Origin of the sequence: Mesobacillus campisalis (assembly GCF_000986785.1) — a bacterium.
Classification (GTDB): domain Bacteria; phylum Bacillota; class Bacilli; order Bacillales; family Cytobacillaceae; genus Mesobacillus_B; species Mesobacillus_B campisalis.
Genome location: NZ_LAYY01000014.1, coordinates 88,800 through 104,234, shown reverse-complemented (window position 1 = coordinate 104,234; position 15,435 = coordinate 88,800). Strand labels below are relative to the sequence as shown.

Sequence of the window (15,435 nt, the reverse complement as noted above, 5' to 3'; positions counted from 1 at the left end):
TAAGGGCCTTTGATGGCCCTGCCACAGTTATTCCCTTCCTTGATAAAAGGCTAGGTTATTTTACACTTGAATATATGAAAGCGAGAGGGATCTTAATGTCTAAACAGCAAATTGGTGTGGTTGGATTAGCAGTAATGGGAAAAAACCTGGCATTAAATATTGAGAGCCGTGGCTATTCCGTAGCGGTTTTCAATCGTTCCTATGAAAAAACGGAAGAATTTCTGGAGAAAGAGGCAAAGGGAAAGAACTTTGTCGGTGCACGTACGGTTGAAGAATTTGTTCAGTCTCTGGAAAAACCACGAAAGATTTTATTGATGGTTAAAGCGGGAGCTGCGACCGATGCGACAATTGAATCGTTGAAGCCTTATCTTGAAGAAGGCGATATCTTGATCGATGGCGGCAATACATTCTTCCAGGACACTATCCGACGCAATAAGGAATTGGCGAGTGCAGGATTCCATTTCATTGGCACAGGTGTTTCCGGTGGAGAAGAAGGAGCCCTGAAAGGACCTTCCATTATGCCAGGAGGCAAGAAAGAGGCCTATGAGCTTGTAAAGCCAATTCTGGAAGCCATTTCGGCAAAAGTTGAAGGAGATGCATGCTGCACATACATCGGGCCGAATGGTGCCGGACATTACGTGAAAATGGTTCACAATGGCATCGAGTACGGTGACATGCAATTAATTTGTGAAGCTTACTTCATCATGAAACATGTGCTTGGCATGGAGGCGCAGGAACTTCATGAAGTATTTGCAGAATGGAATAAGGGAGAGCTTGACAGCTACCTGATTGAAATCACAGCGGACATCTTTACAAAAGTGGACGAAGAAACCGGCAAACCTTTGGTTGATGTCATTCTCGACACTGCCGGCCAAAAAGGAACAGGCAAATGGACTAGCCAAAATGCTCTAGACCTGGGCGTACCGCTGCCAATCATCACTGAATCTGTGTTTGCGCGTTTTATTTCCGCAATGAAAGATGAGCGTGTGAAAGCTAGCAAGACCCTTGAAGGACCAGAAGCTAAACGATTTGAAGGCAAGAAGGAAGAGTTGGTCGAAGCGGTCCGCAAAGCGCTATATATGAGCAAGATTTGTTCCTATGCCCAAGGATTTGCCCAGATGCGTGCAGCATCAGACGAATATGACTGGAACCTGAACTACGGGGATATCGCCATGATATTCCGCGGCGGCTGCATTATTCGCGCTCAATTCCTGCAGAAAATCAAGGATGCCTACGATCGTGATCCTGAATTGGCAAACCTGCTGCTGGATCCATACTTTAAGGAGATTGTCCAAGGCTATCAGGATGCATTGCGTAAAGTTGTTTCTTTGGCCATCGAAAATGGTATTCCGGTACCTTCTTTCGCCAGCGCGATTGCTTATTTTGACAGCTACCGGACTGAAACGCTTCCGGCCAACCTCCTGCAGGCACAGCGTGATTACTTTGGCGCCCATACGTACCAGCGTGTGGACAAAGAAGGAGTATTCCATACAAACTGGATGGAATAAGCATTTCCTTTTAGTATGAAACTTATGGATAGAGGCATAAACGGACCTTGTCAGGGTGCGTTTTTGTCTCTATTTTTTTGAAGGAATATGGCCGATTTTCATATATTGACGTACTATAGGGATAATGCTATGATGAGGATAGTTAATTAATTCGTTTGATAAACAAATTAATAAAACGGCTATTGAATCAACAAATTAATATATTTTGTTATTGAAAAAGGATAGACTAGAAAATGAGTAATGCTTTCACGGAATATTCCCCTTTTGAAGCATAATGGATAAGGAGTGAAGCAGATATGGGTATTCTTCAGGAACTGGTTAAAAACATCCCGGTACCTCGAATGGCAAAAGTTAAAGTGAAGTTTGATGACAGCAAAATTGAGGATCTAGGGCCAGTATTAAATGAAAAATTACAGCAAGAACATATTAAACAAACAGTAAAACCGGGTATGGAAATTGCGGTTGCAGTCGGAAGCAGGGGACTTGACCGTCTTGTGGAAATCACTGCCGTAACGGTTCAATTTTTAAAAGATTTGGGCGCAAAGCCTTTCATTGTTCCAAGCATGGGAAGCCATGGAGGGGCGACGGCAGAAGGACAGCGGGAAGTATTGGCGCATCTTGGCGTGACGGAGGAAAGTGTCGGATGTGAGATCCGCTCCTCAATGGAAGTCGTTGAACTTGGCAAACTGCCTAACGGGCTGCCAGTTTATATTGATAAGTACGCCTATGAAGCAGATGCGTTTGTCGTCATCAACAGGGTGAAACCGCATACAGCCTTCCGCGGCCCAGTTGAAAGCGGCATGATGAAAATGATCAGCATTGGGCTGGGAAAACAAAAGGGTGCCGAAGCCTGCCACCAGTTAGGCTTTAAATATATGGCGGAAAATGTTCCTGCAATGGCCAAGATGATCATGGAGAAAAAGCCGATGCTTTTTGGTGTGGCAACCGTTGAAAATGCTTTCGATAAAGTAGCGATTGCCGAAGTGCTGACACCTGAAGACGTAATCGAAAAAGAGCCAGGGCTGCAGGCAAAGGCAAAGGAACTTTTGCCGAAGCTGTTCTTTGATCAACTGGATGTCCTTGTCATTGATGAAATCGGCAAAAACATCAGCGGCGACGGAGCGGATCCGAATATCACCGGCCGTTATCCAACCCCATATGCTTCCGGAGGACCTGATGTGAATAAGATGGTCGTACTTGATGTCACATCGGAATCAGAAGGAAATGCCAATGGAGTCGGGACCGCCGATTTTACGACACAGCGCCTCGTAGACAAAATGGACTTGGAAGGAACCTATGCCAATGGATTAACATCAACCGTTGTATCTCCTACCAAAATCGCGACCACCTTGCCTACCGATAAACAGGCGATACAGGCAGCAATCAAGACCTGCAATATTTTGGATTTTACAAAGGTTAAACTGGTAAGGATCAAAAACACTTTGGTGATTGGCGAAATTGAGGTTTCTGAGAACTTGCTGGACTATGTCGCAAAGCATTCAAACATGGAACAGGTATCGGATTTATACGAATTTCCTTTTGACGAAAACGAAAATTTATTTTAAAAACCTAGGGGGAGCAGGAACATGGCAAATTTATTCGACTTGACAGGAAAAACAGCAGTAGCAATTGGCGGAAATGGAGTATTGGGTTCAGCAATGGCCAAAGGCCTGGCAGAGCACGGCGCAAAAGTAGCGATTGTTGGACGCAACTTGGAAAAAGCAGAAGAGGTTGTCAAGGAAATTGAAGCTGCCGGCGGAGAAGCAAAAGCATTTTCAGCTGATGTAAGCTCAAAGGACTCCCTTCTTCAGGCTGCGAATGATATCGAACAGTGGTCTGGGGGCTGGGACATCCTTTTAAATGCACCCGGCACGAACAGTCCAACACCTTTTTTCGAGCTTGATATGGATGAGTACGACAAAATCATGGACATCAACTTGAAGGGAATCGTCTTAACCTGCCAGATTTTCGCCAAGAAGATGATTGAGCAGGAGCGGAAAGGAAGCATCATCAATATTTCCTCCGTTTCATCAACCACTCCTCTTTCAAGAGTGTTCACATATTCCGTTTCAAAAGCAGGACTAAACAGTGTGACCCAGTTCCTGGCGCGTGAATTCGCCACTCAAGGCATCCGTGTGAACGCGATTATCCCTGGATTTTTCCCGGCAGAACAAAACCGCAAAATCCTTGACCAGGAACGAATTGCATCCATCATGAGCCATACTCCGATGCAGCGCTTTGGAGAAGCGGAAGAACTCAAAGGGGCGACCGTCTGGCTTGCATCTGAAAAGGCTTCAAGCTTTGTCACAGGCGCTCTGATCCGCGTCGATGGCGGATTCGGAAGCATGACTATTTAACAAGATCAACGTAAATAAAGGCTTTGGGAAGCTCCAAAGCCTTTTATTTAAAAGGTCAGGAATAAACCAAACAGGAAGTATTGGTATCTGTAAAGGAAGATGTAGATGTCAAAAGAGTTTGTAATTGGACTTGATTTAGGTACGACAAGTGTAAAAGCGTGCGTATTCAACTTAAAAGGCAAAGTCATTTCTGAAGCGGAGAAATTGAACACTTTCTTTTATCCCCAGCCAGGCTGGTCAGAACAGGACCCGGTTGAAATCGAACGCTCTGCGGTCCTCGCAGTAAGGGAAGCGATCGAGCTGGCGGGCATCAAGAAAGAAGAGATTATTTCCCTCGGTTTTTCTGCGGCGATGCACTCGCTTATTTGTGTGAACCAGAATGGAGAACCTATTTCTCCTGCGGTGATTTGGGCGGATGGCAGAAGCCAGGCCCAGGCGGAAACGATAAAGAAAACAATCGGTGACACTGTATATGCAAAAACAGGAACCCCGATTCATCCAATGACACCATTCGCAAAATTATTATGGATGAAGGAAAACAATTATGAGCCGTATCTCAAAGCTGCATCCTTCATGTCCATTAAAGAATATTTGCTGCTTTGCTGGTTCAGCCAAAGAATGATCGATTATTCCATGGCGTCAGCAACAGGGCTATTCAATCCTGCAAAGCTGGATTGGGAGCCGGAATTGCTTGAACTTACGGGTATCCGCCGCGAGCAGCTTTCGGAAATCGTTCCGCCTACACAGATGTTGACAGGAATAAGAGCCGACATTGCGGAACAAATGGGCATTGACGCTGATATGCCTTTCGTGATGGGTGCGGCGGACGGCCAATTGGCCAACCTGGGCATCGGGGCCATCCTTCCCGGGGAAGTAGCGGTGTCCGTTGGTACGAGCGGTGCCATCAGGCAGCTGGCCAGAGATATTAAAATTGACGAGAGTCAGGAAACCTTCTGTTATTCCTTTACGGCTGACACAGCCATCATTGGAGGGCCAACGAACAATGGAGGCATCGCCTTGCAATGGCTGAAAGAACTGTTCAACTATCATGGGAGCTTCACTGAATTTTTAAGGGAAGCGGAAAAGGTTGCTCCCGGTGCGGAAGGGCTTCTTTTCCTGCCTTATTTGAATGGGGAAAGAGCTCCAATTTGGAATCAGCGGGCAAAAGGGAATTTTTATGGAATTAGCATTACCCATAAACGGGAACATTTTATCCGTGCGGTTCTTGAGGGAGTTACATTCAACCTTTACCAGATTGGCGAGGCCCTGGAAAGGTCGGCTGGCGAAACGAAAAGGCTTTATGTGAATGGCGGCCTGGCGCGGTCCCCTCTTTGGCTGCAAATGATGGCCGATGTATTTGAAGCGGATATTTATGTTTCGGAAACCCATCATAGTGCAGCATGGGGGGCAGCATGGACCGCTTTGGTCGCTACAGGCACCGTAAACTCCTTTGAAGAGATAAAAAAGAACATTCCGATGGGAGAGCCAATTGTCCCTAATCAAGAAAACAGCTTAACCTACAAGGCCATATACAGCAACTATATAAGGCTGGCAAAAGACATAGAAAAACAATTTTAACGATCCGGTCACAGCCTGATCTGAATTTCTGGGGAGAGGAAATTTTTATAATGAAGACATTAGCCAAGGAAACACAACTTGATCAGTTAGCGATAAATACGATCCGGACATTATCCATTGATGGAATTGAAAAAGCGAACTCCGGACATCCGGGAATGCCAATGGGTGCAGCGCCGATGGCCTATACACTCTGGGCAAAAGAAATGAACCATAATCCGGCAAACCCAAATTGGCTGAACCGTGACCGTTTTGTCTTATCTGCGGGACATGGCTCCATGCTTTTGTACAGCATGCTGCATCTGTTCGGCTACGATGTGACGATGGAAGATTTAAAGAGCTTCCGCCAGTGGGGCAGCAGGACCCCAGGGCATCCTGAATTTGGACATACACCAGGTGTAGAGGCAACGACAGGACCACTTGGCCAAGGGATTGCGATGGCCGTCGGAATGGCGATGGCGGAAAGGCATCTGGCCGAAACATACAATAAGGATGGCTTTGACATTGTCGATCATTTTACTTACAGCATCTGCGGCGATGGGGATCTGATGGAGGGAGTTTCTGCTGAAGCGGCTTCTCTCGCGGGTCATCTTGAACTTGGGCGTCTGGTTGTATTATATGATTCCAATGATATTTCACTGGATGGAGATTTACATGTGTCATTCTCCGAGAGTGTAGAGGACCGGTTTAAAGCATATGGCTGGCAAGTCATCCGCGTAGAAGATGGAAACGACATTGAATCAATCCAAAAGGCGCTGCAGGAAGCGAAAGCCGATGTAAAACGCCCAACCCTTATCGAGGTGAAGACCGTTATCGGATACGGGTCTCCTAATAAGTCGGGGAAGTCTGATTCACATGGAGCACCGCTTGGCCAGGAAGAAATCGCGCTGACGAAGGCGACGTACAATTGGGAACATGAAGAACCATTTTTCGTACCGGAAGAAGTCAGGGAATACAGCCAGCAATTCCTGGAACAAGGCCAGCAAAAGGAAAATGCCTGGAATGAATTGTATGCCAGCTATAAAAATGCCTATCCGGAACTAGCCAACCAGTTTGAGGCAGCAATGAACGGGGAGCTGCCGGAGAACTGGGAAAAATCATTGCCAGCCTTCCCTGAAGGCGGAGCGATGGCGACGCGTGCTTCCTCAGGTAAAACATTGAATGCAGCGGCTGAAGCGATTCCTTATCTTGTTGGAGGTTCCGCCGACTTGGCCGGATCCAACAAAACGCTGATTGCTTCTGAAAAGAATTATTATATTGACAGCTATGCGGGACGCAACATCTGGTTCGGTGTGCGCGAGTTCGCGATGGGAGCCGCTCTTAACGGCATGGCGCTGCATGGCGGCGTGAAGGTCTTTGGAGCGACGTTCTTCGTCTTCTCCGATTATTTGCGCCCGGCCATCCGCCTCGCTGCGCTCATGAAGCTGCCGGTTACGTATGTATTTACACACGACAGCATCGCAGTCGGTGAAGACGGCCCTACACATGAACCGGTAGAACAATTGGCTTCCCTTCGTGCAATGCCAGGTCTATCCGTCCTCCGTCCTGCAGATGCGAAGGAAACGGCTGCGGCATGGCGTTTGGCGATTGAAAGTACAGACACTCCGACCGCATTGGTCTTAACCCGTCAGGATTTGCAAACATTGGATATGGATCAGGAAGCCGTTTATGAAGGTGTGAAAAAAGGTGCCTACGTTGTGTCAGAGTCTAAAGGCGAGACACAAGGTTTGCTCCTTGCGACAGGGTCTGAAGTATCCCTTGCTCTGGCTGCCCAAAAGCAGCTTGAGGAAGAAGGCATTTCTGTTTCCGTTATCAGCATGCCAAGCTGGGACCGTTTTGAGAAACAGCACATTGAATACAAGCAAGAAGTTCTTCCAAAAGGTGTGAAAGCACGTCTTGCGGTTGAAATGGGCTCATCCATTGGCTGGAGAGAGTATACGGGAGATTATGGAAGAGTCATCGCACTCGATCAATTTGGCGCTTCTGCGCCTGCTTCCAGACTGTTGGAGGAGTATGGATTTACCGTAGATAATGTGGTCAAGAGTTTTAAGGAAGTTCTTGCAAATACTCAATAAAAATACAATTCCGTTGTAAAAGAAGCTGTCCAAGTGACAGCTTCTTTTATTTAAATAAAACTTCATTTACCACCCACAACCCACCTGGTTTATAATAGAAGGATGTCGAAATTTGTTGTTTGCATGCTCCAATGAAGAACAGGTAAGCAGGTGAGTAAGATGAATATCATTGAAACCAGGGTGAGAGGGTTTATCGCTGATATCCAGCATCCTAAACAGAAAAAGAAAATAAATATAAATGATTTGGAATTCCAGCTTCGCAGACTGCTGGATAACTATTTTGAGATGGACGGATATTCGCACTTTTATGCTGCGGTCCAGAACCTTCAGGAAGAGGGCATTCTGATTCCAATCCAAAATAATCAATACAATGGCAGAACACCAGGGCTTCCCCTATATTACTGGGTGAATTTAAAAGTCCGGGAAGCTAAATGGGATCGCCTTGAAATGATGAAATTAAGCGATGTGTTTGATTTTTCCTTTTATGAGCGGCATCCCGAATGGCAGACGGAAGAAGAATGGACCCGGATTCGGAATGTATATATGTTCCTCCAATCAAGCCAGGAGCGGGCTATCGTGTCACTCGAAGAACGGAGCCTGGAGCTGTTCGGCCATGAAAAGTTCCTGATGGACGTCGACCGCTTTCCTGAGGGAAAGGGCTTTTTATCCAGAATCGGAGTTTCGGAAGAGCAGCTTAAAATAGTAAAATACGGGGAGCCGTTTGTCTTTTGGATGAAACAGGGGAAAGAGATCAAGGATATTCAGCGCGTTTTGATTGTCGAAAATCTATCATTCTTTCATACTTCCATTCAATTATTGGAAGACAATCAGCTTGATTATGAGCCTCAACTGATCATTTATGGAGAAGGCGCCAAAATCGAACGAAGCTTTTCGTTTTTCTTTAGGATGTTTCCGCCGAAGCCGTATCTTTTCTATTATGCGGGCGATCTGGATGCCGCAGGGTACGGAATCCTCATTCGGCTTATGGATAAATATAAGGATTGCTGCATCCAGCCAGCCTTGAAAATTTACCGCAAGATGATGGAATGCCTGGAGCAAGGCAATGACCAAAAAGGCGGCCAGCTCCAAAATCTTCGATACCGGGATGCCTTCTTTGGGTGGTTTACAGAAGAAGAGCAAGCTCTGCTCCAGCAATTGTGGGAGGAAAACAAAAGAATCCCGCAGGAAGTGTTAACAATCGAAACATGGAGGAGATGGATGTGAACGAATCATGGGAAGGCTTTGCCCAGCGGATGCAGCGCTTGAATCCCCTGTTTGAGCTTGGGAGGGGAATGGAAGTGGGCGAGCTGAAGCCTCATCTCCAGACCATCCTCATGCAGGTGCTGCTCACCATCTTTTACCGCGAATTGAACGATGATGACCAGCGCCGCAAATCGGACATCCGCTATATCGTGGAAGATACAATCAAGCAAATGAAGCTGCTGGCAGACGACAAACAGATGGACCGGATCACGAGCGGGCTGCTGTACCAGGGAAAGGAAGAGTACAGCAAGCCCTTTGAAGCTTTATATTATGATGAAATACGGCAATCCTGGGAGACGCAGGTGTTCAGGTATGTGACCATGGATGAACTGTACACGAATTTGGAAATGGGAAGCTCGATTGTCTATAAGCTGACAGATGTAGCCCAGGAAATGATTTTTATGAGCAGGGAAATGGCGGAGGAATTTTCAATCACGATTGAACAGCTTTACAGCATGCAGCTGATCAAGAACGGAAACTTCCGCAAAGCGACCCGGAACCTGGACCATCTGATTTCACGGGTGAATCGCCTGATGGCCAATGAGTTCACCTTCCAAAAGGAAATGATCAATAATCCTAAAATCCTGCTCGTGGAAGAAGGAATGCAAAGGGCCGACAACCGGGAGGAAATCGAAAAGCAGTTTGAGGAAGAAAAGACGCACTTTCGCACCATCCTGAGCATGATTGAAAAAACAAAACAGCGGAACGAAGAAGATTTTATCCAAAGGGAATTGGCGATTCTGCAGGAGAAAATCAGCCATACAAGGCAGCTGCATGACCGCTTTGCCAAGCTGGTGATCCAGAATATCTCCAATGAGATCAAACTGAAAGCGGAGAATCCTTCCCTGTTTTGGGAAAACAGCCTGGTGTCGTTTCGTGAGCATTATTACGAAAACTGGCTGATGAAGGAAGGAGCCCACTCCCTGGATACTATCGAAAAAGTCCTAGCTCCTTTGTTTTCGCCTAAAAATGAATTTATTCTCCCGCTTGACTGGATTTGGGGCGAGCAGGAATTCAACGAACAGCAGCTAGCGGATGTGGTCATCGAAGAGGAGACCGAAGACCGTGCACCTACACAGCGAGTAACCAACTGGGATTCCGTCATCAAGGCATGGAGCTATGTGTTCCAGTATTTGCAGACGTACGGAGAGTTTTCCCTGATGAAGCTGGCAGAGCTTCCAATGGAAGTGCAGGATTTGTGGTTTGAGGAATCCGAGAGCATCGACTTATGGATGATGTTCGATAAAAAGCCGCTGAAGGTCCAGGTGCTGCACCGGAAGGAAGAAACATTAAGCGATGAGCGGGAAATCCTTCTGTTTAAACTGATGATGGAATATCCGCAATTCCAGATGTTTGAAGGCCTGAAGCTTTTCACGCAGTTTGATTCCCAGGCAGAGCCTTTCCTCTGGCACCAGATGAAAATCACCCCTTTTAAAATATGTGTTCAGGAGGAGAGAGGATGAATGCAGAAAGAATCAAAAAAGCGTCAGCTGTCTATTTTACACTCTTAAAAGAGAAAGTCATCGATGAAAACAGCGAACACTTCCAGATCTATTTTGACCCGGAAGTGAGGCAGACGGTGCTGCTATTGGCGGACGAATCTGGTACATATATCATTGAGTCGCCAAAACGGATCCAATTGGTGGTCCAGCCAACCGGCTCTGTGTTTGCAACGAATTTTACCCATATGAAGGATAAGCATAAACAAATCGAAACAAAGAAGCACTTCCATCTCATCAGCGTGATCATCATGTCATTCCTGGCCGGCATCGACCGCAATCAGGCAGCAAAAATCCGGACAAAGCGGGAAGGAATCTCTTTTTACACCCTGGAGCGGCAAGTCAACGACCTAATCATGAATTGGGACAGCATCCTAAAAAATCAGCCTGGCTTTGGCGAGGAACAGAAGATCGACGCGAAGGAAGTGGTGACCGCCTGGAAGTACATGGAGGTGGACACCGAGGATTACGGTCTTAAAAAAGGGAACAGAAGGACGAGAATCGGCTTGATTGCGAGCGCGATGAAATTATTGGAGACAGAGGGGCTGATCTATGTTCTTGATCAGGCTGATATTCCAAAGGCCATCCCGCGCCAGGAGCTTTTTGAACGCATTGATTATCTGTACCATGATTATGACCGTTATGAATTATTTAAGAAACTAGTAACACCAGAGGAGGGTGAGCATGCCGAAAATCCATCGAATTAGAATCGTCGGCCTCAAGTATGATGGCATGCAAAAGCAATACAGAGACACCACTTTCAACTTCCATAATGACCAGACCTCGACGAATGGCCTCATTGCGATGATGAATGGAGGCGGAAAAGGGGTGTTCCTGCAGACCATCTTCCAAATCCTGAAGCCTGGAACTTCGTGGGGAAAACAAAATAACCGTTATTACCAGCAGTTCTTTTTTAACCATAAAGAGCAGTTTATCCCCTACACCTTCCATGTGGTCATTCAGTGGGAACTGGACGGAGCCGACCGCCGCCATCTCGTCACCGGGGGAATGTTCTCGGCCGAACAGCGGATCTCAATGAGTGAGGACGGGAATGAAAGCAGGACGCTCGAGCAGGAAGCGAAAATCCTTCCGAATATCACTTTTTATACCCGGGAATTTGAAAAGAGGGAAGAGGCGGCTCTGGAGCATATCCCGCTCTTTGAAAACGAGGAGGTCGCTGAAACAGAAAGCCTGAAGGACTATTTGAAGTGGAATGGCTATGACGTCTACCGCGATACGAAAAAGCACTACCGCATCCTGGATACATACGGAATCGACCGTAAAGACTGGGATATCCTGAAGGACATCAACAAGGATGAAGGCGGCGTCGGCAAATATTTCGAAGGAGCGGAGGATGACCATTCCCTGTTCCAAAAGCGGATCATTCCGACGGTCAGCCAGGTACTGCATCGGACAGAGCACCAAAAGAACGACCTTGTCGAGATTTTCAAGAGCCAGGCCAGCATCGCGAAGGATCTGCCGGTATTGCTTAAGCGGGAGCAGGCGCATAAAGAGTTTCTTGAGGACATTGTTCCATTTGAGGATCACCTGGCAAAGGGAGTCCATCACAAAGAAATCGTCGAGGCAAGCATGAAGGAAGGCAGGCAGCTCCTTGGCGCGCTCCAGCATTTGAAGCAGTATGAAGAAGAAACGCTGCTTTCGCTGGAAAAAGACATGGAAAAGCTTATGGAAAAGCAGGCAGACCTGCGCTTTCAAAAAGACAACCTGGAATATGCCAAAGCGCACAGAGAGGTCATGGATTGGGAGAAGAAGCTGTCGGAAGAAAGCCAAAAGCATGCCTCCCTGCAAAAAGTGGCACTTGAGAAACAGGAACGGAAGGAACAACTTGTTTTTCAAGCTTTATTAAAAGAGTGGAGCGAAAACGAAAGCAGCATCACCGCGCTTGCCCAGCAGGCAGAAAAACTGGAACAAAACAGCGGCCTGGAGCAAGTGAATGAAAGAATGGAGGAGATCAGGGAGGAAGCAGCCGGCCAATGGAACCAATCCTTCCAAGCCATTCAAGAAGATGTGAAGAAGCATGTTGGCTACCAGAAGTTTTTAAAGAAAAAGGCCAAGGAGCTGTCGCGCCAGGATAAGCATAAAACACAGGAGATTGCCCAGCTGGGAACGGAAATTGATTTCCTTTATACCCAAATGCATGCTTTTGAATCGAAGGAAGCCGCACTGATCGAGGAATTTGGCGACCGCTTAACCTACGATTTTAAGGGCTTTGTCGACAGCCTTTCCAGGCAGATTGATGATAAGAAGGCCAAGATTGAGGACCTGCAGGCTAAAGAGAAAGCATCCAGTGAAAAGCAGACGGAACTGGCATCTGCAAAGGGAACGCTAGTCCAGTCGATCCAGCATTGTGAAGAAAAAATAAAAGAGTTGAAGTCGGCCTCTGAAGAGCAGAAACAACGAGAAACCAAGCTGGCCGACAAGCTGCACGGTTTGCTCGATGATGCAGGTACACCATTCACCCGCTCACTCTTGTCGAAATACAGCCTGAAGCTTGAAGAAATGCTTGATCATAACCGCCAGCAGGCTGAAACGCTGAAAAAAGAGCTTTGGGAAACACAGCTTGATGATTCCCTGAATGACGAACCCTTCTGGATTGCCAATAATGATGTAAAGGAATTAAAGGAATGGATCGATGAAAAAACCGGCATTGATGTCTTTTACGGAACGCAATTCCTTCAATCGCTAAGCCCGGAGGATTTGGCAAATACCCTTATGGCCCATCCGCTCCTTCCATACGGCTTGGTGGTGAATCAGCATCAATGGCAAAAAATCAATGTGCAGGTTCTTTCAGGCAGAATGTATAAAAGCCCTGTGCCGATTTTTATGCGCGAGGAAATGAACAAGGAACAGCATTCTTCTTCCTTTGTGGTCATGAACGGAACAGAAAAAGAGCTGCTGCATGAAAAAAACATGTTCACACAGTGGAAAATAAAGATTGCGAAACTTATAGAAGACAAGAAAGAGACTCTTGTTGAAATGGAAAAAACGGAAAACTCCCTGCGAGCCGTCCTGAAGGAAATCGACCGGTTTTTATCGAGGGAGCTTTCAAGTGAGATTGAAAAAGCAGTCATTGAGGAGCAAACCCTGCTTTTCTCAACGAAAGCCAAACTGCGGGAAATCAACGCCCAGGTAGATAAAGAAAAGGAATGGCAGCTGGAGCTTAAAGATCAGCGGGAAAAAGCAACCCGCAAAATCGAGAAGCTGACGAAGGATGTCCAAACCCTAGAGGCTTTTGAAGAGGAAAAGACGCTTCATCAGGAAAATAAGCGGGTGAAAGCAGAAAAAGAGAAACAAAAGGATGTTTTGGGCGCCCAGCAGGCGGAAATCAATGCGGAATATGAAAATATCGTTGAAACGCAGACCAGCTGGAACGAAACATACCTCGAGTGGAAGCATGCTGCCGAGCAAAGCATCAAGGAAATTTCTTATTTTATAAAGGAAGCAGCTTTTCCATCTGGTGAAAAAGCAGAGCTTTCCGAAGAAGGGCCGCGCTTATCGTCCAATGTACTGGCAGAGCTCATCGGAAGCGTTGAAGAGCTTAAGCAGCTGCAGAAGTCCAAGGAGGAACAAGCAAGGGAATTGCTTGTGATTCAGGCGAAAATAGAAGGAGAACAAAAGCAGCAGAAAAAGCTGGAGAAAAAGCTCCATACTCATAATGAAGATTGGAAGGACGCTCCGGAACCTGAAGAGCCAATTTCCATGCTGGAAAACATGCTGCAAACCGCCCAAAAGGAAACAAAGGCAGCAGAGAAAGAAGAACGGGAACAGGGCACGAAGGTGACCGTGGCGGAAACGTCCCTGGAACTTGCCAAGGGGCAGCGTGAAAAGTCAGCCAAGAAAGTCGCCAAACATGAAAGAAAGCCTGAAGAATGGGAAGACCTTGACCTGGAAATCAAAGCCGTCGAGATTAAAGACCAGCAGAAAATAACAAAAGACGAAATCAAGCAGACCGAAACAGCACAAAAAGAGACAGAGGCGAAAATCACCGGCTATGAGGGGGATCTGCTGACCTTATCCGTCATCCTCAAAGAGGAAGCGGCTCCGTTTACAGACGATGATTTGGAGACAATCCGGAATCAAGGGAAGCAAAGCATTCTATCGTGGTGCGGGGAACATCAGGCCATCCAGGAAGAAGGCCAGGAAAAGCATGCGAAAATCGAGCAATCATTGCGCAATCTAAAGCTCATGATCGAGGGCAAGGATTGGGAGGTTCGCTTTAAGAATGAAGTCTTAACGACACTGGATCATATGGATACGAGGCATTACCACCATATCCAAAGCGTTGTGAAAAACATGAAGCGTTTCTCGCAAAGCGGACTGGAACAGCTCGAGCGTGACAAGGAAAGGGCAGAGAAGGCGCAGAACTTCTGGGCTAGCCGCGCAAGCATGAAGGTGATGGGCATTTCCGAAGGAATCCGCTCCATGATTGCGAAAATGAAGCTGAAAAATGAACGGGGCACCTTCCCGCTTGTCCAGCTTAAAGAAGATATCCTCCCGAAAAAGGCGGAAGACATCGAGCCGCTGCTGAAACAGCATTTTGTGTCGGCGATCAACAAAATCACCAGAAAATATGACACCATTGATGACCAGAACCGGGAGCTTGACCAGGAAATCAAACAGCTGATCAGCGATGAACAAATCCTGTTCGTTTCACTCCGGAATCGTTATCCCGAGCTCCTTGTCTACAATATGAGGACAGATAATGCCTTTATGTACGGTAAACCGCAGCGCGAACATTATTCCACCTGGCAGACCATCAATCAAGGCTCCAGGACGAAATCGGATGGCAGCGGCGGGCAAAAGCTGTCAGCCCGGATGGTCATGATGATGATGCTCTTGTCGGTTAAAGGCGAAAGCAACCAAAGCTGGGTTCCTTTAATCTGTGACAATCCGTTTGGCCAGGCGGCCTCGGCCCATGTACTCGACCCAATTTTCGCCGTGGCTGAAAAACTGAAGTTCCAGTTTATCGTCGTCACGCCGCCTGAATTGGTAAAAACGGAAATCAGCCAACGATTTGAGTCCTATTATAAGTTGGACTTCATCCGCGAAAAAGGGAAGGAAATCGTATCCGATACAGTTGTACCGGCATTCAGGATTTATCAGAGTGAGGAAGTTGTTCAATAGAAAGTTCCATCCG

The 15,435-nt window shown here is 46.8% G+C and carries 9 protein-coding genes; all 9 read left to right on the top strand.

What is annotated here, in order from left to right:
* Positions 1–95: 95 nt before the first annotated feature.
* Positions 96–1,508 carry an NADP-dependent phosphogluconate dehydrogenase gene (gene gndA, locus WQ57_RS13780; protein ID WP_046524350.1) on the top strand — a complete coding sequence of 471 codons (1,413 nt, stop codon included), beginning with the start codon at positions 96–98 and terminating at the stop codon, positions 1,506–1,508.
* 296 nt (positions 1,509–1,804) lie between these two features.
* Positions 1,805–3,073, top strand: a complete 1,269-nt coding sequence (locus WQ57_RS13775) for a nickel pincer cofactor-dependent isomerase, group 22 (RefSeq protein WP_046524349.1) — start codon at positions 1,805–1,807, stop codon at positions 3,071–3,073.
* 21 nt (positions 3,074–3,094) lie between these two features.
* Positions 3,095–3,865 carry an SDR family oxidoreductase gene (locus WQ57_RS13770; protein WP_046524348.1) on the top strand — a complete coding sequence of 257 codons (771 nt, stop codon included), beginning with the start codon at positions 3,095–3,097 and terminating at the stop codon, positions 3,863–3,865.
* A 105-nt stretch (positions 3,866–3,970) separates the two neighbouring features.
* Positions 3,971–5,443: a gluconokinase gene (locus WQ57_RS13765; protein WP_046524347.1), complete on the top strand. Its 1,473-nt coding sequence runs from the start codon at positions 3,971–3,973 to the stop codon at positions 5,441–5,443.
* Between the two features lie 50 nt (positions 5,444–5,493).
* A complete protein-coding gene (gene tkt, locus WQ57_RS13760) occupies positions 5,494–7,515 on the top strand; it encodes a transketolase (RefSeq protein WP_046524346.1) in 2,022 nt (673 codons plus the stop codon).
* Positions 7,516–7,674: 159 nt separating this feature from the next.
* Complete coding sequence (locus tag WQ57_RS13755; RefSeq protein WP_046524345.1) at positions 7,675–8,739, top strand: Wadjet anti-phage system protein JetD domain-containing protein; 1,065 nt, start codon at positions 7,675–7,677, stop codon at positions 8,737–8,739.
* A complete protein-coding gene (locus WQ57_RS13750; protein ID WP_241481548.1) occupies positions 8,730–10,241 on the top strand; it encodes a hypothetical protein in 1,512 nt (503 codons plus the stop codon). Before WQ57_RS13755 ends, WQ57_RS13750 begins: the two co-directional genes overlap by 10 nt.
* Positions 10,238–10,984, top strand: coding sequence for a DUF6063 family protein (locus WQ57_RS13745; RefSeq protein WP_046524343.1), 747 nt, complete (start codon positions 10,238–10,240; stop codon positions 10,982–10,984). Before WQ57_RS13750 ends, WQ57_RS13745 begins: the two co-directional genes overlap by 4 nt.
* The gene (locus tag WQ57_RS13740; protein ID WP_046524342.1) at positions 10,962–15,422 is read left to right on the top strand and encodes a hypothetical protein; all 4,461 of its coding nucleotides are present in this window, start codon (positions 10,962–10,964) and stop codon (positions 15,420–15,422) included. The genes WQ57_RS13745 and WQ57_RS13740 overlap by 23 nt, the downstream gene beginning before the upstream one ends.
* Positions 15,423–15,435 lie beyond the last annotated feature (13 nt).

Excerpts from the sequence above, each read along its gene's own strand:
- WQ57_RS13755 (WP_046524345.1), top strand. The coding sequence starts at position 7,675 with ATGAATATCATTGAAACCAGGGTGAGAGGGTTTATCGCTGATATCCAG.
- WQ57_RS13770 (WP_046524348.1), top strand. The coding sequence starts at position 3,095 with ATGGCAAATTTATTCGACTTGACAGGAAAAACAGCAGTAGCAATTGGC.
- tkt (WP_046524346.1), top strand. The coding sequence starts at position 5,494 with ATGAAGACATTAGCCAAGGAAACACAACTTGATCAGTTAGCGATAAAT.
- WQ57_RS13775 (WP_046524349.1), top strand. The coding sequence starts at position 1,805 with ATGGGTATTCTTCAGGAACTGGTTAAAAACATCCCGGTACCTCGAATG.
- WQ57_RS13745 (WP_046524343.1), top strand. The coding sequence starts at position 10,238 with ATGAATGCAGAAAGAATCAAAAAAGCGTCAGCTGTCTATTTTACACTC.
- WQ57_RS13740 (WP_046524342.1), top strand. The coding sequence starts at position 10,962 with ATGCCGAAAATCCATCGAATTAGAATCGTCGGCCTCAAGTATGATGGC.
- WQ57_RS13765 (WP_046524347.1), top strand. The coding sequence starts at position 3,971 with ATGTCAAAAGAGTTTGTAATTGGACTTGATTTAGGTACGACAAGTGTA.
- WQ57_RS13750 (WP_241481548.1), top strand. The coding sequence starts at position 8,730 with ATGGATGTGAACGAATCATGGGAAGGCTTTGCCCAGCGGATGCAGCGC.
- gndA (WP_046524350.1), top strand. The coding sequence starts at position 96 with ATGTCTAAACAGCAAATTGGTGTGGTTGGATTAGCAGTAATGGGAAAA.